The organism is Aliiruegeria sabulilitoris, assembly GCF_001558155.1.
Classification (GTDB): Bacteria; Pseudomonadota; Alphaproteobacteria; order Rhodobacterales; family Rhodobacteraceae; genus Tropicimonas; species Tropicimonas sabulilitoris.
In genome coordinates this window covers 284,735-303,738 of sequence record NZ_LOAS01000001.1, presented here as the reverse complement: position 1 = coordinate 303,738, position 19,004 = coordinate 284,735, and the positions used below count along the sequence as shown (strand labels likewise).

Here is a 19,004-nt window from a genome sequence, read left to right as displayed (position 1 = left end):
CGACACCCCGATGATAGCAGATGAACAGGCCAAGGGAAATTGACACGGATCAGGAAACCTCCGGCAATCTTGCCAAAGCCCAGTTGGCCGCATCCGAAACCGTCAAATCCGAATCGTCGCACAGGTTTTCGACAATTGCCCGGAAACCGGGCTGTCCCGAGTTGCCGATAGCGTAGAGAACGTTCCGCACGAAGCGGTTTCGGCCGATCCGCTTGATCGGGCTGCCGGAGAAACGGGCACGAAAGGCGCTGTCATCAAGCTGGGCGAGCTCGGCGAGCGGCGGCGCGACGAGGTCATCGCGTGCGGCATAGCGCATGTCGCTCGCTTCGACCGCGAACTTGTTCCACGGGCAGGCGGCAAGGCATGCATCGCAGCCATAGATTCGGTTTCCCATCCGGGCACGCAATTCGGGGTCGACCGGCCCGTGATGTTCGATTGTCAGGTAGGAAATGCACCGCCGTGCATCCATCCGATAGGGTGCAACAAAGGCGTCGGTCGGGCAGGCATCGAGACAGGCACGACAAGACCCGCAGTGATCCTGTTCCGGGGCGTCCGGCTCCAGTTCCAACGTGGAAAAGATCGAACCGATAAAGAACCAGTTGCCCAGATCGCGGCTGACAAGGTTCGTATGCTTGCCCTGCCAGCCAAGCCCGGCGGCCTGTCCCAGCGGTTTCTCGGCCACGGGCGCGGTATCGACGAAAACCTTCACTTCGCCGCCACCTTCGGCAATCAGCCAGCGCGCCAGCCGCTTCAACCGCTTCTTGACCAGGTCGTGGTAATCCTTGCCGCGGGCATAGACCGAGACCGTCGCCAGTTCCGGGTCGGTGATACTAGCCTCGGGGTTCTCCTCGGGCGTGTAGCTTTCGGCCAGCAGGATGATCGAGCGCGCCTCGGGCCAGAGCGCGGAAGGGTCCCCGCGCCACGTCATCCGCTCCGCCATCCAGCCCATCTGCCCGTGAAAGCCACGCTCGACGAACTCCGCCAGATCGCCCGGAACATTCGGAATCGCATCTGGCCGGCAGATCCGCATGAGCGAGAAGCCTTCTGCCAATGCTTGCCGTTCCAGCCGGTCACGCAGGTCGGTCATGCCGCCTGTCTCGTCTCAGAAATCGAGGTCAGCATATTGCCGGGACGGCGGAAAGCCGGGGACCTGGTCGGCCAGGAGTCCGCGGAAGGCCGGGCGGGACTTGATCTTGGCATACCAGTCCTTGACGTTCGCACTCCGGTTCCAGTCGACATCGCTGATGTAGTCGAGCGAGGAGATATGCGCAGCGGCGGCGAAATCGGCGAGCGTCATGTGATCGCCCGCGAGCCAGCGGCGTTGATCCAGCAGCCAGGTCATGTAGTCGAGGTGATACTTGATCGCTCGCGCCCCGGCCTTGACATTCTTGCTCTCCGGATAACCCTGTTTGGTGATCTTCTTGTTCACCCGCTCGTACAACAGATTCGCGGTCACCTCGTGGTGGAACTTGTCGTCGAACCAGGAACACAGACGGCGCACCTCGTAGCGCTCCTTGGCGCCCTTCGGCAGCAGCGCCGGCTCCGGGGCCACATCCTCTAGGTACTCACAGATCGGCTGACTCTCGGCCATGGTCATGCCGTCCATTCGCAGTACCGGGACCTTTCCGGCCGGGTTGCGCCGGAGAAAATCGGGATCCTGTTCCCAATAGCGTTCTTCGACCAACTCCACCTCGATCTTCTTTTCCGCCAGAACCAGGCGCACCTTGCGGCAAAAGGGAGAAAGTGGAACGTGATAAAGTCGATTCATCGAGAGCCTTCTGGGAGCGTGAGGGTGGATCGTCTTTTCTTGCCGTGCCTGCGGGGCATTTTCAATCCTCGAAACAGGCCGCGCGGCCGTCAAAGGCGATGGTTGCGGCGCCATCCGCGATCGAGGTCGCACGCTTTTTCAGCCACGGGGTGGGTTTTGCCGCGTTGCGCTGTTTCGGGTTTGGCAGGACGGCTGCAATTCTGGCGGCGCGGGTCGCGTCCAGTTCCCGGGCCGAAACTCCGAAATAGGACTGGGCGGCGGCTTCGGCTCCGAAAACGCCTTCATCCATTTCCGCCACGTTCAGATACACTTCCAGAATCCGGCGCTTGGGCCAGGCCAACTCGACAACCGGGGTAATCGCCGCCTCCAGCGCTTTTCGCAGCCAACTGCGTCCTTGCCAGAGAAACACGTTCTTGACCGTTTGCTGGGAAAGCGTCGAGGCCCCCCGCTGGCCACCATCATCCAGCGCCTCGCGGATCGCCGCCATGTCGAACCCCCAATGGAGGCAGAAATTCGAATCTTCCGCGGCGACAACCGAGCGCGGGACATGAACCGACATCTCTTCGAGCGGTACCCAGACCCGTTCGACCCCGTCCAGACGCCGGGCTTCGGTCCAGATCGTGTGGGTCGTCGGCGGATTCACGAATCGGAACAGGATGACGAGGAACAGGACAAGGACGACCGGTGCCCAGAGCGCGCGCCAGATCCACTTCCGAGCGAACAAGGCAGCCTTGACCGGCAGGAGGTCCTGCCGGGAACGACTGGCCTTGCCCTTGGCCTTCGATCTGCTCTTCTTCTGTGCCACGGGTCTCACATGCCGCGCGAGGCCGGCGGCCGTCAAGTCGCTGGCAATACCGTCCCGGATTTGACTCGGGTCATGGCGCGGGCAGGCATCATCTGCGAAACTGCGGCGGCAGGAGGCGAGAGCCATGCGGACCAATCGACTCCCCCATTTTGACGACAGCGTGAACCCAACGAATTGCTGTCCGAAATTCAATCCCGACGGCTGGGACGGCGCGAAGCTGCATTTCGAGGACAAGCCTTTCCTGAGGGCCGAGACGCGGGCAGCGATGCATGTCCCGGTGAACATGGGCAAGGTCTTCAGGCGGGTCGACGAGCATATCCGCGCCTCGGGCGGCTGGGATACCGACAACATGATCGTGCTAAGCAAAGACCTGTCGCCTTGGAAGGCGGAACATTACTTTTCCGTGGACCACCCGGTGCCGCAGGAGGAAATGACCACCCTCTCGGGCGACTTCGTCACCCGTGTCTTCGAAGGTCCCTATTCGAAGGCAAAAGAATGGTACGGCGAGATGGAAGAGCTTGCCCGCAGCCACGGCTGCGAGAGCAGCGAGGTCTTCTTCTTCTACACGACCTGCCCGAAATGCGCGAAGCACTACGGAAAGAACTACGTCGTGGGCGTGGCCCGGATCTGAGCCGTGAAAAGGCACAGGCCGGCCCCGAGGGACCGGCCTGCCTTTTCCTGATCTGCGTCGCGGCGATCACTCGGCCGGGATCGCGTCCTCTTCGACGCTGAGCGGGTGCGGGATGTGCACCAGCATTTCCTTCGGGCAGACCTGCACGAAATGGCGCAGCTCCAGGTCCCAGTGCTGAAGGATATCGGCGGCCTTGACGGATTGCGTCTCTGCCACGTGCCGTTCGATCAGATCGCGCAGCTCGGCTTCCCAATGCGGGTGGCTGACCTGTGCCGTAACCAGCGTCTCCATGTTCATCAGCTCGCGCGACGTGCCGTCCGGATCATAGAGATAGGCCATGCCGCCCGTCATGCCGGCGCCGAAATTGGCGCCGATGGAACCGAGGATCACCGCGATGCCGCCGGTCATGTATTCACAACCGTTGGATCCGCAGCCCTCGATCACGACCTTCGCACCCGAGTTCCGCACCGCGAAGCGCTCGCCTGCACGCCCAGCGGCAAAGAGATAGCCGTCGGTCGCGCCATAAAGCACCGTGTTGCCGATGATCGTGTTCTCATCCGCCTTCAGCGGCGAGTTCATCGGCGGGCGTACGACGATGGTCGCTCCCGACAGGCCCTTGCCGACATAGTCGTTGGCATCGCCCGCCACTTCGAGCTTCAGTCCCGGCGCGCCGAAGGCCCCGAGCGACTGGCCGGCAGAGCCGGTCAGCTTTACTGTCAGGTGATCGGGCTGCAGCGCGTTTCGCATGCCGAAACGCTGCACGATATGCGATGAGGTCCGCGTGCCGATGGTACGGTGCGTGTTCTGAACGGCATAGGAGAGCTGCATCTTCTCCCCGTCCTTCAGGAACCGCGCCGCATCGGCCACGATCTGCGCGTCGAGCGTATCCGGCACCGGGTTCCGCGGTTTGCGCAGATCGTAGGTGATGTCGCTGGCGCCATCGACCGTGATCAGCAGCGGGTTGAGGTCCAGGTCGTCCAGATGCGCGTTGCCGCGCGATACCTGCGCCAGCAGGTCGGTGCGGCCGATCACCTCCTCGAGGCTCTTGGCGCCAAGTTCGGCCAAAATCTCGCGCACTTCCTGGGCGTAGAAGGTGATCAGGTTCACCACCTTGTCCGCAGACCCGGTGAACTTGTCGCGCAGTTTCTGGTCCTGCGTGCAGACGCCGACCGGGCAGGTGTTGGACTGGCACTGGCGCACCATGATGCAGCCCATCGCGATGAGCGCGGCGGTGCCGATACCGTATTCCTCGGCGCCGAGCATGGCCGCGATGACGATGTCGCGGCCCGTGCGGAGCCCGCCATCGGTGCGGAGCGTCACGCGGTCGCGCAGCTTGTTCATCGCCAGCACCTGATGCGCCTCGGTCAGGCCCATCTCCCAGGGGAGTCCGGCATATTTGATCGAGGTCGCGGGCGAAGCGCCGGTACCACCGTTATGACCGGAGATCAGGATCACGTCGGCCTTGGCCTTGGCCACGCCGGCGGCGATGGTGCCGACACCGGAGGAGGCCACGAGCTTCACCGTCACCTTGGCCCGCGGGTTGATCTGCTTGAGGTCATAGATCAGCTGCGCGAGGTCTTCGATCGAGTAGATATCGTGGTGCGGCGGCGGTGAAATCAGCGTCACGCCCTTGGTGGAGTGGCGCAGCCGCGCGATAAGATCGGTGACCTTGAGCCCCGGAAGCTGGCCGCCCTCGCCGGGCTTGGCGCCCTGGGCCACCTTGATCTCAAGCTCCTCGCAGTGGTTCAGGTACTCGGCGGTCACGCCGAAACGGCCCGAGGCCACCTGCTTGATCTTGGCCGAAGGGTTGTCGCCATTCGGCTCGGGCACGAAATGCGCCGGATCTTCGCCCCCCTCGCCGGAATCCGACTTGGCGCCGATCCGGTTCATGGCGACGTTGAGCGTCTTGTGCGCCTCGGGCGAGAGTGCCCCCAGCGACATGCCCGGCGTCACGAAACGCTTGCGGATCGAGGTGATCGACTCGACCTCTTCGATCGGCACCGGACGGCCAAGCGGCTTGAAATTCATAAGGTCGCGCAGGTGGATCGGCGGGTTCGCCTGCATCTTCTTCGAGTACTGCTTCCACAGCTCGAAAGAGCCGGTGTTGCACGCCGATTGCATCATGTGCATCGTCTGCGCACCCCAGGCATGGGTCTCGCCGGACTTGCGGGCCTTGTAGAAGCCACCGAGCGGCAGGATATCGGTGCCGCCCCCCCAGCCATCCTTGTGGACCTTTTCCGCCTTGCGCTGGACACCGGCAATGCCGATGCCCGAGATGCGGCTGGTCATACCGGGGAAATATTCCGCCACCATGGCGCGGGAGAGGCCGACGGCCTCGAAATTCAGCCCGCCCCGATAGGAGGAGATGACGGAGATACCCATCTTGGACATGATCTTGAGCAAGCCGGCATCAATGGCCGCGCGGTACCGCGACATCGCCGCGTTGAGCGGGCCGTCCAGCAGGCCGCGTTCGATGCGGTCTGCCAGGCTGTCCTCGGCCAGATAGGCGTTCACCACCGTCGCACCGCAACCGATAAGCACGGCGAAGTAATGCGGATCGACGCATTCGGCCGAACGCACGTTGAGCGAGCAGAAGGTCCGCAGCCCCTTGCGCGTGAGCCAGGAATGCACGGCGCTCGTGGCAAGGATCATCGGCATCGGCACCTTGTCGTCCGACTGATGGTGATCAGTCAGAACGATATGGCCGGTACCCGAGCGCACGGCGTCTTCCGCCTCGGTCCGGATCCGGTCGAGCGCCACGCGCAGCGCGCTCTGCTCGCCGCCTGCCGGGAAGGTACAGTCGATCTCGATCATCGGCGCGTTGAACTCGGCGACCAGCTTGTCGAACTGGGCATTGCCGACGAAGGGGCTCTCCAGGATCAGGATCTCGGTCTGCGAGCTGTCCTCGTCGAGAACGTTCTTGAGGTTGCCGAAACGCGTCTTCAGGCTCATCACGCGATATTCGCGCAAGGAGTCGATCGGCGGGTTCGTCACCTGGGAGAAGTTCTGGCGGAAGAAATGGCTCAGCGGGCGGTATTTCTCGGACAGCACGGCCGAAGGCGTGTCATCGCCCATGGACGCGATCGCTTCCTTGCCGTCCTCGGCCATGGGAGCGAGAATCTGTTCCAGCTCCTCAACGGAGTAGCCAGCCGCGATCTGCCGCTTGCGCAGCTCGGCGCCGGTAAAGAGCGGCTTCTCGGTCTCGCCGGCAAGAACGCTGTCAAGCTCGACAACCTTTTCCACCCATTCGCCGAAAGGCTGCGAGGAGGCCAGCTTGTCCTTCAGCTCCTTGTCATGGAAGAGCTTGCCGGTGGACATGTTGACGGCGATCATCTGGCCCGGGCCAAGCGCGCCCTTCTCGACCACGCTGGTTTCGTTCGTCGGGACCATGCCGACCTCGGAACCGGCGATCAGCAGCCCGTCGCCCGTCACGACATAGCGCATCGGGCGCAGGCCGTTGCGGTCCAGCCCGCCAACGACCCAACGGCCATCGGTCATGGCCAGCGCAGCGGGGCCGTCCCAGGGCTCCATGACGGAGTTCACGTAGGAATACATATCCTGCCAGTTCTGCGGAAGATCCACAGCCTGCTGGGACCAGCTCTCGGGCACCAGCATGGTCTTGGCCATCGGCGCCGAACGCCCGGCGCGCACCAGCATTTCGAACACCGAGTCGAGCGCGGCGGAATCCGACGAACCCTGCGCGATGATCGGCTTGATGTCCTCGGCCATCGGCCCGAAGGTCGCGTGCGCCATCCGGATCTCGTGGCTCTTCATCCAGTTCGTGTTGCCCTTGAGCGTGTTGATCTCGCCGTTATGGGCAAGCATGCGGAAGGGCTGGGCCAGCCACCATTGCGGGAAGGTGTTGGTCGAATAGCGCTGGTGATAGATCGCAAAGGCGCTCTCGAAACGCTCGTCCTGCAGATCCGGATAGAACTCGGCCACCTGTTCGGCCAGCATCATCCCCTTGTAGATGATCGAGCGGCAGGAGAGCGAGCAGACATAGAAATCCGGCACCCGACGGGTCGACGCGGCCTTCTCGATGCGGCGGCGGATAACATAGAGCTCGCGCTCGAACGTCTCCTCGTCCACGCCCTTGGTGTTGGAGATCAGGATCTGTTCGATCTCCGGACGCGTCGCATTGGCCTTTTCGCCAAGGCAGGAGATATCCACCGGCACGTGGCGCCAGCCATAGATGTAGTAGCCCATCCGCAGGACTTCGCTCTCGACGATGGTCCGGCAGGCTTCCTGGGCGCCAAAATCGATCCGGGGCAGGAAGATCTGGCCCACGGCGATCAGCTTTTCCACATCCGGCTCGTGGCCGGTGCGGCGGATCTGGTCATAAAAGAAGGGCACCGGGATCTGCACATGGATGCCCGCGCCGTCGCCGGTCTTGCCGTCGGCATCGACCGCGCCGCGGTGCCAGACCGCCTTCAGCGCATTGATGCCGTCTTCGACCACCTTGCGGCTCTTCTTGCCATCAATGGCCACCACAAGGCCCACGCCGCAGGAGGAATGCTCTTCCTCTTCGCGGTACATGCCGGTCTTCGCCAGTTCCTCGCGCTTGGCCCGTTCGGCCTCGGCCCACGTATCGTCATAGGTCGTCATTGCGCTTCTCCTTTCGCTGGGCAGAGGCAGGCGGCAAATAGCCGATCTCCTCCGTCGCGTTGCATCCGTAGAGCGGTGTCATCTCCGTGAACCCCGCCTCGCCGGGGCGGATGAACCGCACCGGGCTGAAATCGTTTTTCATTTCCTCGCCGTCCTGCAGAAAGCTGTCGGCGCCGAGGAAGAACAATCGCTCTTCGGCCAGCACGTATTGATTGCCGGCCACGGCAAAGATCTCTTCACCACTGTCCGCATCCATCGCGGTCGAGGTGTATTCCGTCTCAAGCAGCTCGACGCCGTCGATCACCACCGTGCGCCCGGTCAGTCGGTCCTCGCCCTGGTGCACCACGTCGCGAATGCCTTCGGGGCCTTCTTCCCGGATCACGAAAGCGTAGCTGTCCTGACCGGTTTCCAGCAATTCCCCAAGCGAGGCCGGGTCCGGAGCGGTTTCGGTAAGATGCTCCCGGGTGTTCTGCCGGAAATACTGACTGTCGAGCCACTGGAAGTCATGATCATAGACCGAGAGCGAATAGACGCCCTCGACATCGTAATGCACTTCCCAAGCCGTCCCCTCCGGTGCGGCCTCGCACCGCCAGTAATGGGAGACGCCGCAACCCTTCTGCTGAACCGTCAGAAAGCCTTCGCAGCCCTCGGGTACTTCGATCGAATCAGCCAAGGCGGGCAGGGCGGTCAACGCAAGCGCGCCCGCCAAACCCAGCAGCCATGTCCGTTCAGTTCGTCCCATATCTGTCCCTTTGCCGGCCGTGCTGCGGTTATTCCGCCGCCACAGCGGCCGCCGCCGTGTCGAAACCCTCGATCATCGCATCGGCGGCCTCGCGCCCGTCCCGGATCGCCCAGACCACGAGCGAGGCACCGCGCACGATGTCGCCCACGGCGTAAACGCCCGGCATGGAGGTCTGATGGCTCCGGAAATCGGCCTTGATCGTGCCCCAGCGGGTCACTTCGAGCTGAGGCTGGCTCCACAAGGACGGAAGCTCCTCCGGCTCGAAACCGAGCGCCTTGATGACCAGATCGGCCTCTTCGACATAGTCGGCCCCCTCGATCACCTCAGGGCGTTGCCGACCCGACGCATCCGGCGCGCCGAGGCGCATCTTCTGTACCATCACGCCCGACACGGGCTCGCCCACGAAGCCGTTCGGCGCGGTCAGCCATTCGAAGACAACGCCTTCTTCCTCGGCATTCTGCACCTCGCGCTGCGAGCCGGGCATGTTGGCGCGGTCGCGGCGATAAAGACATTTCACGCTCTTGGCGCCTTGGCGAATCGCGGTCCGGACGCAGTCCATCGCAGTGTCGCCGCCGCCGATGACGACAACCTTGCGGCCTTCGGCATTCAGCTCGCCATTATCGTATTCCGGAACGGCATCGCCGAAATTCTTGCGGTTGGAGGCCGTCAGATAATCGATGGCCCGCACGATTCCATGTGCGCCGGAGCCCGGCGCCTGCAGATCACGCGACTGGTACACGCCGGTCGCGATCAGCACCGCGTCATGCTTCTTGCGGATCTCGTCGAAGGAGATGTCCTCGCCGATATTGCAGTTGAGCACGAAATCCACGCCGCTCTGTTCAAGCTGCTCGTTGCGGCGCATCACGATGTCCTTCTCGAGCTTGAAGCCCGGAATGCCATAGGTCAGCAAGCCGCCCGCGCGGTCATAGCGGTCATAAACCGTCACCTGAACACCGGCACGACGCAGCCTGTCGGCCGCAGCCAGTCCGCCGGGGCCGGCACCGATGATGCCGACGCTTTCGGTGCGTTCCGTGGCGGGCTTGATTGGTTGCACCCAGCCTTTTTCCCACGCCGTGTCGGTGATGAACTTCTCCACCGCACCGATGGTCACTGTACCATGGCCGGATTGCTCGATGACGCAATTGCCTTCGCACAGCCGGTCCTGCGGGCAGATCCGCCCACAGATCTCGGGGAAGGTATTGGTCAACTGGCTGACCTGATAGGCCTCCTCCAGCCGGCCCTCGGCCGTGAGCTTGAGCCAATCGGGGATATTGTTGTGCAGCGGGCAATGTGACTGGCAGTACGGAACCCCGCACTGGCTGCATCGACCGGCCTGCTCCTCGGCTTTCGCCTCGGCGAATTCACCATAGATCTCCAGGAAGTCGTGCGCCCGGTCATCTGCTTCCCGCTTCGCGGGCATCTGCTTGTCCACGGACACGAACTGGAGCATTCGCTGTTTGGCCACTGGCTGCCTCCATAATTCAGTCCGCGCTGAATACACGCCTGCTCAAAAGAAATAAAGTCATAAACAGTGACCTACTTTGTAGAATTTTCCCGGCAAGGGGACCCTTTTTTTCGCGGCCGTTTGAAATTGAGACAGCAAAGCTGTCATGTTTCTGGTCTTTTCATTCAGAATCATCCGGTTACTCTGCCGACGATTTTGATCAGGGACCTACACCAATGACGCTCTTTCACATTCTACTGGTCTCGATAATTCAAGGCATTACGGAGTTTCTTCCCGTTTCCTCCTCGGGCCACCTGATTCTCTTGCCCAGCTTGACCGGGATGGATGATCAGGGGCTGACCATAGATGTCGCCACCCATGTGGGGACCCTGTTCGCCGTCATCCTGTTTTTTTGGGCCGACGTGAAGACAGCCCTCGGGGGTATTCCCTCGCTTCTGCTGGGGCGTATCGACACGCCGGGCGCGCGCCTTGCCTTCCTCTTGATCATCGCGACCATCCCTGTGATGGCCGTCGGACTGGTTCTGAAGCTGACAGGCCTGGATGAGGCCATGCGCTCCACCGCCGTGATTGGTTGGACAATGCTGCTCTTCGGAATCCTGCTCTACTGGACGGACCAGAAGGGGGCGGAAAACCTTAAGGCCTCCGACTGGTCCCTGCGCCAGGCCTGGATCCTGGGGCTCTGGCAGGCGGTAGCGTTGATCCCGGGGACGTCTCGCTCGGGTATCTGCATCACCGGTGCCCGACATATGGGTTTTGCTCGTGGCGACGCAGCCCGCATCTCGATGCTCATGTCCATCCCGACGATTATGGCATCCGGCGCGTTGCTCGGCCTTGATGTCATTGCCGAAGGAGACATGGCGCTTTTGCGCGATGCCTCCATCGCGGCGTGTTTTTCCTTCGTGGCCGCGCTTCTGGCATTGAGCTTCATGATGCGACTGCTTCGCTCGGTCAGCTTCACCCCTTACGTGATCTACCGCGTCGTTCTCGGTATCGTGCTGCTCGTGATCGCCTATAGCTGACGGACCAGGAATGGGCATATAGGGGTCTGCACCCAGCCTTTGAGTTCGGGTCTTTCAAACGAAAAGGGTCGGCGTGGAGCCGACCCTTTTGAATAGCTTCCCGTGTTTCCTCAGGCCTTCAGGTTGCCTGCCGATTCCGTGAGCGCCTCGAACTGACCGCCGGGGCGGAAACGCCACAGGTAATCCGGCAACACGGCCTTGGCCGCGAGCGGTTCGATCCCGAGATCGGCAAATGTCTTGGCGCCCTCGCTCACGACATTGTCCCGCTTGAGGTTCTTGATCTGGTCGCGGGTCAGCGGTGCCTCGATATTTCCCAGCGTGACCTTCTGAAGAATGCCGAAGCCACCTGCCATCAGATTGGCGAGACCGGTGGGCATGTCGTTGATCAGCCGTTCGCGGCGCACGATCTTGAGCATGAGCTTGATCCAGTCCCGGAAGCTCGCCACATCCGGCCCGCCAAGCTCGTAGATACCGGGTTCTGCCGCGCCCGTTACACCGGCCACCGCCGCCTTGGCCACGTCATCGACATAGACAGGCTGAAACTTCGTATCGGCACCGATGATGTTCAGCACAGGGCCGAAGCGCGACATCGAGGCAAAACGGTTGAAGAATTCGTCTTCCGGACCGAAAATCACCGATGGCCGCAGGATAACCGCGTTCGGCATGTGCTGGAGGACGGCTTCTTCGCCAGCGGCCTTGGTGCGGGAATATTGCGATTCGGACGTCGCGTCGGCGCCAATCGCGGAGAGGTGGACCATCGCCGTTACACCGGCTTCCTTCGCAAGGCGTGCGATCCGTTCGGGTCCGTCGATCTGCACCGCTTCAAACGTGTTTTTCCGGAACTCGGCGAGAATCCCGACGCAATTGACCACGGCATCCGCGCCATGGATCACGTCACGCACCGAGTCTTCGTCGCGGATATTGCAAGCAACCGGTTCGACCTGTCCGACTTCACCAAAGGTGCGCACGAAGAGGTTCTCGTCGGGGACCCGGGTCGCGACCCGCACCCGCCAGCCTTCCTTGGCCATGCGGCGGGCGATATAGCGTCCGACGAAACCGGAGCCGCCAAAAATCGTGACGAGTTTGGTCATGTAAGTTTCCTCCGTTCGGTGGCTCACGCATCGAGATAGCGCTGAGTCGGCAAACGAACAAGCAGCGATTGCGTCGCGCCACTCCACCTTGCTTCTTGAGAAAGAGCAAAGGAGTGAAAAAACTCCCTGATTGGCGTTGACACCTCTCGGCACCGGATATAATCACCGCGCTCACGACACCGGCCCAGGTGGCGGAATTGGTAGACGCGCTAGCTTCAGGTGCTAGTGTCCGTATGGACGTGGAGGTTCGAGTCCTCTCCTGGGCACCATTTCTTCCGAACATACCTCCTCATAACCGCACGAAAACATGGACTTTTTGTCTGTTTTCGGTCTATGCTTTTGCCCATAGCTGAACATGCTACCCCACCCAATACCCCACCAATTTGGGGTACCGATCTGGGGTATCAGGGACCAGTTCGGGAGGTGATACCCCAATGGCGCTCACAGACCTCAAGATCAAGAAGGCAAAGGCCAAGGAACGGCCGTACAAGCTCTATGACTCGCTCGGTCTGTTCGTCCTCGTGAAGCCAAACGGCTCGAAGCTCTGGCGCCAGAAGTATCAGCTCGACGGGAAAGAGCGCACGATCGCGCACGGTTCGTATCCGGTGGTGTCGCTCCGCGACGCGCGGCAGAAGCGCGACGAAATCCGCGATCAGCTCGACGCGGGCACCGACCCTGCCGTGCAGAAGCGCCTCGATCAGATCGAAGCGGAGACGCAAGCACGGACGACCTTCCTTCTCGTTGCGGAAGAGTACCTGCAGATGGCGTATGACCGTGAGCTCGCCGACGCGACGATGCGGAAGAAGATCTGGCACATTCACACACTCGCAGAAGAGCTCCATCACCGACCGATCAATGAGATCACCTCGGCTGAAATCCTGCACCTCCTCAAGAAGGTCGAGCACAGCGGCCGGCGTGAGACGGCGAAGAAACTCCGCGGCACGCTATCGGGCGTATTCCGCTTAGCTGTGGTCACGCTACGGGCGGAGAACGACCCGACTTATGCAGTCAGAGGGGCGTTGCTGCCGGTAAAGGTCACCAACCGCGCGGCGATTACCGATGAGAAAGCGTTCGGGCAGTTCCTGCGCGATCTTGATGATTATACCGGCGCCGGCGTGATCAAGGATGCCATTAAGTTTCAGATTTTGACCATGACCCGCCCCGGTGAGGTGCGTGGCGCCAAGAAGCAAGAGTTCGACCGTGAGAAGCAAACATGGACCATTCCGGCCGAACGCACCAAGATGCGCAGAGAACATGTAGTGCCCCTATCGGAGCAGGCCATGGATGTCTTAGGGCGAAACTGGCCTGAAATTGAAGGTGTCGAACTCCTGTTCCCGTCCCTTCAATCTAACCGCAAGTGGCTTTCCGAGAACGCATTCAATTCGGCCATTCGGAGGATGGGGTACTCGAAAGACGAGGTCACGTCACACGGCTTTCGAGCGACGGCGAGCACCATCCTTAACAATCGCGGCTACGACCCCGATGTGATCGAAGCTGCGCTGGCGCACCAGGACCGAAACGCCATCCGTCGGACGTACAACCGGGCAACGTACTGGGATCAGCGGGTTGAGCTGATGCGGAAATGGGCAGACCTATGCGACCAGTTTGCGAGAACTTGACATCGAGCGCGAGCCCGTGACCAGAATCCAGAGAACCACGTTCGGCGAAAAGAAGAAAGGCCGACGTCAACGCCGGCCTTGCTTGGGTTTCAGATTAGTCTCCGATTACTGGAATCGCCATATGGCTCTCCTTTCCTCCCAGTTGATGGTACAAGATTTAGGCCATTTCATGACCCCCAAGATATTGTAGCGCGGAATCGATTGTCCGCAACATGTAGTCAGCTTCTTCAGGTGCGGGAGCTGGGTGCTTGAGTTGACCTTCAACTATCTTTTCCCGGAAATCGCGCAAGCCCGAATCATCAGTGGCCGACTCATCAAAGTACGCTTTGGCGATCAGCAAGCTGTGCTCGTCTTTCCAAGTGTTTTGCCCGACCCCCAAAACGACAGCCTTTGCCAGCAGTCCTTCGAGATCCACACCTAAGGAACGAACTGCCTCGACGCTCCCCAAGATTTCCACAAGATCTGACGCGTAACAGACCGCGTCATTGGCCGCATTGCGAAGATTCTTTTCGTAGTCTGGTTTGGAAAGAAACTTTTCACCCTGGAACTTATCCAAAATCGCTACGTTTTCCCGCAACGCAAACTCGATTTTCTCTCGGCGCTCTGACTCAGGAGGAGCAAGCCCGGATTCTCTTGACGACTCTGCGAGCTTCTCCGATATGACCCAGTTGCAGTATGCAAAAAGGCGCCTAATTTTTATGTCGTAGAGGTGATGAGGATCAATTTCAAAGTGAGGCAACGATGTGACATCGTCCCTCCTAACTTCTAGTCTTTCATGGGCTAACTCCAGGAATCCAAACGCCTCATCAATTCGGCCTTGGGACAACAATACATGCCCAAGCCGATATCGGCAGATTGCATCCTGTCGATAAGCATTATCGCTCACGACCCCCCGATAAATGCTCTCCGACCGCGCAAAATAATCGTCCGACTTCTCCTTAGTTCGTCCTGAGATCTTCAGAATCCGACCTATCCAAAACAAACATAGCGCTTCTTCCATGAAAAAAATGTACCTAGCAGAGCCATCGGACTCGTAACGTGCTTGATCAATTTCTCGATAGCTTCCACGAATTGAATCAATCTGGTCAACGCAAGATTTCAGTTTCGAAATAATATCCGTCGGACTCCCATTTCTCATATCACTGAGAAACAAATTGATCCGAGTGTGAGCATCCTGAATGGTTGACTCCAACTCAACAAGTTGCTCCTCCAACCCGGGAACTGGTACGTCGTTCCTTATGTCTGGGTGATGAATACGGGAATCAACAATCTGTCCGTTAACGTGAAACGCTCCAAGCGGATCCAGGAGGCTTATGCTTGTGATCTGGTCAATTTGATTCCGGATTTTGTCAGCGGACTCTCCGCAGATATCCACTTGCCGTTTCAGCGTATCGAGGGCGCTGACGGTTTCTTTGTAGAGTTCGCCGATTCTCTCATCAGGAAACTCAATGTCTCCCGCCTTGTATTCCAGTTTGTGTTGGATTTCGCCCCAGATGTCCTCAAACCCGGTTCGAATCTGTACCTCAAGCGGCACAATGGAGGTCCGCCCCTGATGGTAACTATTCAAAAGGCATACAATGTGAATCGAGGAATACATTTTCTCGCCTGGGAGCTGCCGGGTTTCTTCCAGCTTAGGGGTAACAGAGTCCACATTCCGAAATGTCTTTTCGAAGAAGTTGTAGCAGTCAATATAGGAAGGTGGAGCGGAAGGTGTTCTGAAAACTATCACCTCTTTAATTGAAGCTAGTGGGTCAAGGCCCGCAAACAGTCTGCAATCATTCAAGCTTCCGAAGCGAACAAAATCCATGAATCGCCTACACGTAGGTAGCAGTTCTTGACTGTGTAGGGTCAATAGCCTTAGTCCGATGACATCCGTAACATCATTGGCGCGATAAGCTGGGTCTTTTTCTTTCTGCTTCTTTATAACTTTTTTTACAAAACTGTCCTCAGACTTAATCCGACACTTCACGGCATACAGGTAATTGTAGATGCTCGCCGGGCCCAACGACAGAGCCGCTAGCAGTTGCGCTCTGGCCGCCTCAGCTCCGATCAGCGCCTTAACTGCGTCACCGCGAATGGCAACAACGTCCTGCTTACTCAAAATCTTTCCCCGCAACGAGTTTCCCGCACACTGCCGCAAGAGGCTGACGATCGTCAACCTCCGCGTGCGGGTGCCTGAATGACCAATGCTCCGCGGCATCAGGTTTGTCACTTCCTGTCGGGTGAGGCTAATGGCAACATCAGGGGAACTGCCTGACGAGTCGTAGTCTGCGCAGGTGTTCAGATAGCCCAATAATCCACTTTCTGCGCTAGAGCTAGCAGCTGAGGTTTCAAAAAAGGCTCCCGGGGCGAAGCAAAACAAAATTTGGAAAGCAATCTCTGACAATGGCATGAAGGGCGACCCAGACTATTCGGCGTACAACTTCAGGAACAAGAAGCAGGAAGAACAATACGAAAGGACAGGAAAGGTTTCTGCGGCGACGCCCGTGATATACAACGCTGCTGCGGTTGATCTGTTAGTGAAGCTGTTGAGCACTTGAGACACGAGCTGCACGAGTCGCACGGGTTCACCCTGAAATGTCATTCGGATAGAAGATCTCGATCAAGGCTCGAAAAGTGTCTCGGGTACCCCCGCCAGATGGGGCAAGCATGTCAGTCTTGGCCCGCACGAGCCGATCAGACGGCTCAAGTTCAACCTGGGAACCAGTCCAGGTTCGGTTCGAAAAGCAATTCTCAATGATTCCCCGTTTCGCCGGCGGTTTTGCTGAGGCGTAAAGCGCCGCAAGGCTTTTCATGAGTTCGAAGAATTTCTCGATGTCCTCGGCGGATACGTCTCGTTCCTTGAGATTCCGGAGGTCTTCGTTGAGGCCGGCAATCTCGATCTGCAGCGTCTCCCGCCGTCTGGCGTAGGCTTCCCGATCAAGGGTCCCGTCGAGCAGGAAGTCGGTCAGACGGTCGAGGCGATCCTTGGCGTCAGCCAGCCGCAGTTTCAGGTTCTGGCGCTCTTCCTCAAGTCGAGCTGGCATATCCCAGGTCTCATACTTCGCGCGCATGGTCTCGACGTCCTCGTCGGTGAACTGGAGCTGCCCGAGACCCTGGAACACAGCGGCGTCTAAGAGCTCCTCACGGGCCGTCTGTTTGACGCAGCCGGCTGTGTGGCAGCGGTAATACACGTGACCCTTCTGCCGCTCAGGCGTCAGCAGCGTGCCGCTGCCGCCACAGCGGAAGAGCTTCCTGAGCAGGTGATCATGCTTGGTCTTTTTCTTGGTGTACCGCCCCTCCTTGATCGCTTTGATCCGTGCGAAATCAGCCACCGAGATCAGTGGTTTGTGTTTGCCTTGGAACACCTCGCCGGTCCGGCCATTTTGTGTCAAGCCGCAGTAGAAGCGGTTCTGGAGGATGTTTTCGATGGTGCGGCGTGAGACTGGCTTTCCACCGCGTGTGGTGAGACCACGTTTCACCATCTCGGCGTGCAGCGACCGGATCGAGTGATCGCCGGTGAGGTAGAGATTGAAGAGCTGTTTGATGAGCGGCGCCCGGAGTGGGTCAGTCGTCTTCAACTTTCCGCCACCCTGGTTCTCGTACCCAAGCGGCGCATAGAAGGGATAGAGACCCTGCTTCAGTCGCCCGTTGATGCCCTTGCGGGCTTCAATGGAGAGATTGCGGCAATAGTCGGCGGCCACAGCCATCTGGATGTCGGCGACCAGGCGACCGCCGCGAGAACGGAAATCCAGGCTCTCAGTGGCGAAGTACACGTCGATGCCTTTGTCGGAGAGTTCGCCTATCCGGCCCCAATCAAGGAAGTTCCTGGCGCTGCGGTCGATGCGGTGGATGATGAGCCCCGCAGCGCGACCGCGCTTGAGCTCCCTGATCATATCATTGAAAACCCGCCGGCCCGTCTTGGCGGCGGTCTCCTTCTCTTCAAACCAGCGGATGATCTCTAGGTTCTCACGACTCGCAAATTCCGTGATGGCATCTTTCTGTGCTTCGAGTGAGACCCCTTCGCCTTGCTTCTGGGACGACACCCGGATGTACCCAAAACACGGTTTCATACATTGTCGTCGTTACCCTCGGACTCTACCAGATCTGGAGATTTTTGCGAATCGCGCCACGGCCAAGAACCGTCGCGCATCATGTCTTCGAAAACGCGTTGGCAGAGTTCAAGGTGGCGGTTGAGGAAGTCGTCTTGATCCATCTTCGAAGTCTACGGGTGACGACCAAAGCCGACTAGGAGGTCTAGGATGCAGTGTGTCGATTTCTAGCCGACTAGCATTGGACCTGCTCGGCGCGATATCCTGTCTATCAGACACCCTGTACAGAACAACCACCAGATCGGCATGGGCGGACCGGAAAGGTTTCACCTTTCCGGGGTTCGTTGCTTCATGCCGATCTGGTGGTGTTCTCAGCGATGATGACCGGGTCAAAAATGGGGATACTGGACCCCCCACACTGACCCACAACCTGTATGTACATCGTGTATGTACATCAGCCGGAGAACATACCGGAACATGGTTGACCGGATTCGGGGTATCTGCGAGCGTGACTTCATCTACTATCGCAGATGAATCTCGCGTTGCCAGCGCGACGCTCAACCACTCCGCCTGATCGGCGGTGTTACGTACAGATCTTGCGCCTGAAGCTCCAAGCGATTGAGATTCACTGGTGTTCGGAATACGGTTGCCGAAGAGAAATAACGTGCGTGTATGGTCCCTTATGTGCACCCGAACCTCCGAATCTTTGGTGGTCCTGGGGTATGTGCCCGGGGTACGCACGAAAACCACACAGGCATTACTGATTTGATATCAAAAGATTAAACGGAAAAGGTGAGTCCTCTCCTGGCACCACTTCTCCCAAATAAAATCAGTGCATTATAGCGCCAATTGGCTCCTCAGGTTCCCACCTGCGGCTCGGTGATTGTGTTCTAGAGCATCCAGACATGCACGACATCCGCACCCACTTGCGGTGCGAAGGATCGTGGGTGACTGGACTGTCAGCGGTGGCGCGAACGGCGACTCCATTTCCAGCAGTTCACAGAGACTATCCCGTCTGCATGTTTCCCGATTTCGTTTGGTCCACCCCGCGTTCGAGGCAACGGTCACACGCGTTGCCCCCTGGCATTGCGTTCGACGAATCCATGGACAAACCGAACGCCATTGGTTCCGCCTGCTTAGGCATATTTGTCGGAGACGAAGTGCCACGGAACCTCGGACGCTGCGCTTCCGCCGTGTCGAAAAACAGAACGCCCACTGACGAACAGCG

12 protein-coding genes and 1 tRNA gene are annotated in these 19,004 nt (G+C 59.4%); 4 read left to right on the top strand and 9 right to left on the bottom strand.

Annotated features, from left to right (window positions below; translation table 11 throughout):
* Positions 1 to 49: 49 nt before the first annotated feature.
* The 3 genes from queG to mtgA form a co-directional block, all read right to left on the bottom strand.
* Positions 50 to 1,087 (bottom strand): tRNA epoxyqueuosine(34) reductase QueG, encoded by a 1,038-nt coding sequence (queG, locus tag AX756_RS01365; RefSeq protein WP_068307663.1) that lies wholly within the window; start codon positions 1,085 to 1,087, stop codon positions 50 to 52.
* 15 nt (positions 1,088 to 1,102) lie between these two features.
* On the bottom strand, positions 1,103 to 1,768 hold the full coding sequence (fzlA, locus tag AX756_RS01360) for an FtsZ-binding protein FzlA (protein WP_068307661.1): 666 nt from the start codon (positions 1,766 to 1,768) through the stop codon (positions 1,103 to 1,105).
* 61 nt (positions 1,769 to 1,829) lie between these two features.
* A complete protein-coding gene (mtgA, locus tag AX756_RS01355) occupies positions 1,830 to 2,573 on the bottom strand; it encodes a monofunctional biosynthetic peptidoglycan transglycosylase (protein ID WP_068308142.1) in 744 nt (247 codons plus the stop codon).
* A gap of 124 nt (positions 2,574 to 2,697) precedes the next feature.
* Here mtgA and AX756_RS01350 point away from each other — a divergent pair, with 124 nt between their 5' ends.
* On the top strand, positions 2,698 to 3,204 hold the full coding sequence (locus AX756_RS01350; RefSeq protein ID WP_068307659.1) for a hydrolase: 507 nt from the start codon (positions 2,698 to 2,700) through the stop codon (positions 3,202 to 3,204).
* 66 nt (positions 3,205 to 3,270) lie between these two features.
* On the opposite strand, the gene gltB is transcribed toward AX756_RS01350, so the two are convergent.
* The 3 genes from gltB to AX756_RS01335 are packed head-to-tail and all read right to left on the bottom strand — an operon-like array spanning position 3,271 to position 10,016.
* The gene (gene gltB / locus AX756_RS01345; protein ID WP_068307657.1) at positions 3,271 to 7,809 is read right to left on the bottom strand and encodes a glutamate synthase large subunit; all 4,539 of its coding nucleotides are present in this window, start codon (positions 7,807 to 7,809) and stop codon (positions 3,271 to 3,273) included.
* Positions 7,796 to 8,551 carry a hypothetical protein gene (locus AX756_RS01340; protein ID WP_068307655.1) on the bottom strand — a complete coding sequence of 252 codons (756 nt, stop codon included), beginning with the start codon at positions 8,549 to 8,551 and terminating at the stop codon, positions 7,796 to 7,798. Before AX756_RS01340 ends, gltB begins: the two co-directional genes overlap by 14 nt.
* 28 nt (positions 8,552 to 8,579) lie before the next feature.
* Entirely contained in the window at positions 8,580 to 10,016 is a 1,437-nt protein-coding gene (locus tag AX756_RS01335; protein WP_068307654.1) for an NAD(P)-dependent oxidoreductase, read from the bottom strand.
* 215 nt (positions 10,017 to 10,231) lie between these two features.
* Here AX756_RS01335 and AX756_RS01330 point away from each other — a divergent pair, with 215 nt between their 5' ends.
* Positions 10,232 to 11,035, top strand: a complete 804-nt coding sequence (locus AX756_RS01330; RefSeq protein WP_068307652.1) for an undecaprenyl-diphosphate phosphatase — start codon at positions 10,232 to 10,234, stop codon at positions 11,033 to 11,035.
* 110 nt (positions 11,036 to 11,145) lie between these two features.
* Here AX756_RS01330 and AX756_RS01325 read toward each other — a convergent pair whose 3' ends face one another.
* Entirely contained in the window at positions 11,146 to 12,126 is a 981-nt protein-coding gene (locus AX756_RS01325; RefSeq protein WP_068307651.1) for a complex I NDUFA9 subunit family protein, read from the bottom strand.
* A 182-nt stretch (positions 12,127 to 12,308) separates the two neighbouring features.
* Here AX756_RS01325 and AX756_RS01320 point away from each other — a divergent pair.
* A tRNA-Leu gene (locus AX756_RS01320) sits at positions 12,309 to 12,395 on the top strand.
* 165 nt (positions 12,396 to 12,560) lie between these two features.
* Complete coding sequence (locus tag AX756_RS01315) at positions 12,561 to 13,745, top strand: tyrosine-type recombinase/integrase (RefSeq protein WP_068307650.1); 1,185 nt, start codon at positions 12,561 to 12,563, stop codon at positions 13,743 to 13,745.
* A gap of 157 nt (positions 13,746 to 13,902) precedes the next feature.
* On the opposite strand, the gene AX756_RS01310 is transcribed toward AX756_RS01315, so the two are convergent.
* A complete protein-coding gene (locus AX756_RS01310) occupies positions 13,903 to 16,137 on the bottom strand; it encodes a RelA/SpoT-related domain-containing protein (protein ID WP_082738864.1) in 2,235 nt (744 codons plus the stop codon).
* Between the two features lie 175 nt (positions 16,138 to 16,312).
* Positions 16,313 to 17,797: a recombinase family protein gene (locus AX756_RS01305; RefSeq protein WP_082738863.1), complete on the bottom strand. Its 1,485-nt coding sequence runs from the start codon at positions 17,795 to 17,797 to the stop codon at positions 16,313 to 16,315.
* Between the last annotated feature and the right edge of the window lie 1,207 nt (positions 17,798 to 19,004).

What these genes read in the sequence shown, in the direction of transcription:
- AX756_RS01315 (WP_068307650.1), top strand. Translation starts at nt 12,561, where the DNA reads ATGGCGCTCACAGACCTCAAGATCAAGAAGGCAAAGGCCAAGGAACGG.
- AX756_RS01305 (WP_082738863.1), bottom strand. Translation starts at nt 17,797, where the DNA reads ATGAAACCGTGTTTTGGGTACATCCGGGTGTCGTCCCAGAAGCAAGGC.
- gltB (WP_068307657.1), bottom strand. Translation starts at nt 7,809, where the DNA reads ATGACGACCTATGACGATACGTGGGCCGAGGCCGAACGGGCCAAGCGC.
- AX756_RS01325 (WP_068307651.1), bottom strand. Translation starts at nt 12,126, where the DNA reads ATGACCAAACTCGTCACGATTTTTGGCGGCTCCGGTTTCGTCGGACGC.
- AX756_RS01340 (WP_068307655.1), bottom strand. Translation starts at nt 8,551, where the DNA reads ATGGGACGAACTGAACGGACATGGCTGCTGGGTTTGGCGGGCGCGCTT.
- AX756_RS01350 (WP_068307659.1), top strand. Translation starts at nt 2,698, where the DNA reads ATGCGGACCAATCGACTCCCCCATTTTGACGACAGCGTGAACCCAACG.
- AX756_RS01330 (WP_068307652.1), top strand. Translation starts at nt 10,232, where the DNA reads ATGACGCTCTTTCACATTCTACTGGTCTCGATAATTCAAGGCATTACG.
- queG (WP_068307663.1), bottom strand. Translation starts at nt 1,087, where the DNA reads ATGACCGACCTGCGTGACCGGCTGGAACGGCAAGCATTGGCAGAAGGC.
- fzlA (WP_068307661.1), bottom strand. Translation starts at nt 1,768, where the DNA reads ATGAATCGACTTTATCACGTTCCACTTTCTCCCTTTTGCCGCAAGGTG.
- AX756_RS01310 (WP_082738864.1), bottom strand. Translation starts at nt 16,137, where the DNA reads ATGCCATTGTCAGAGATTGCTTTCCAAATTTTGTTTTGCTTCGCCCCG.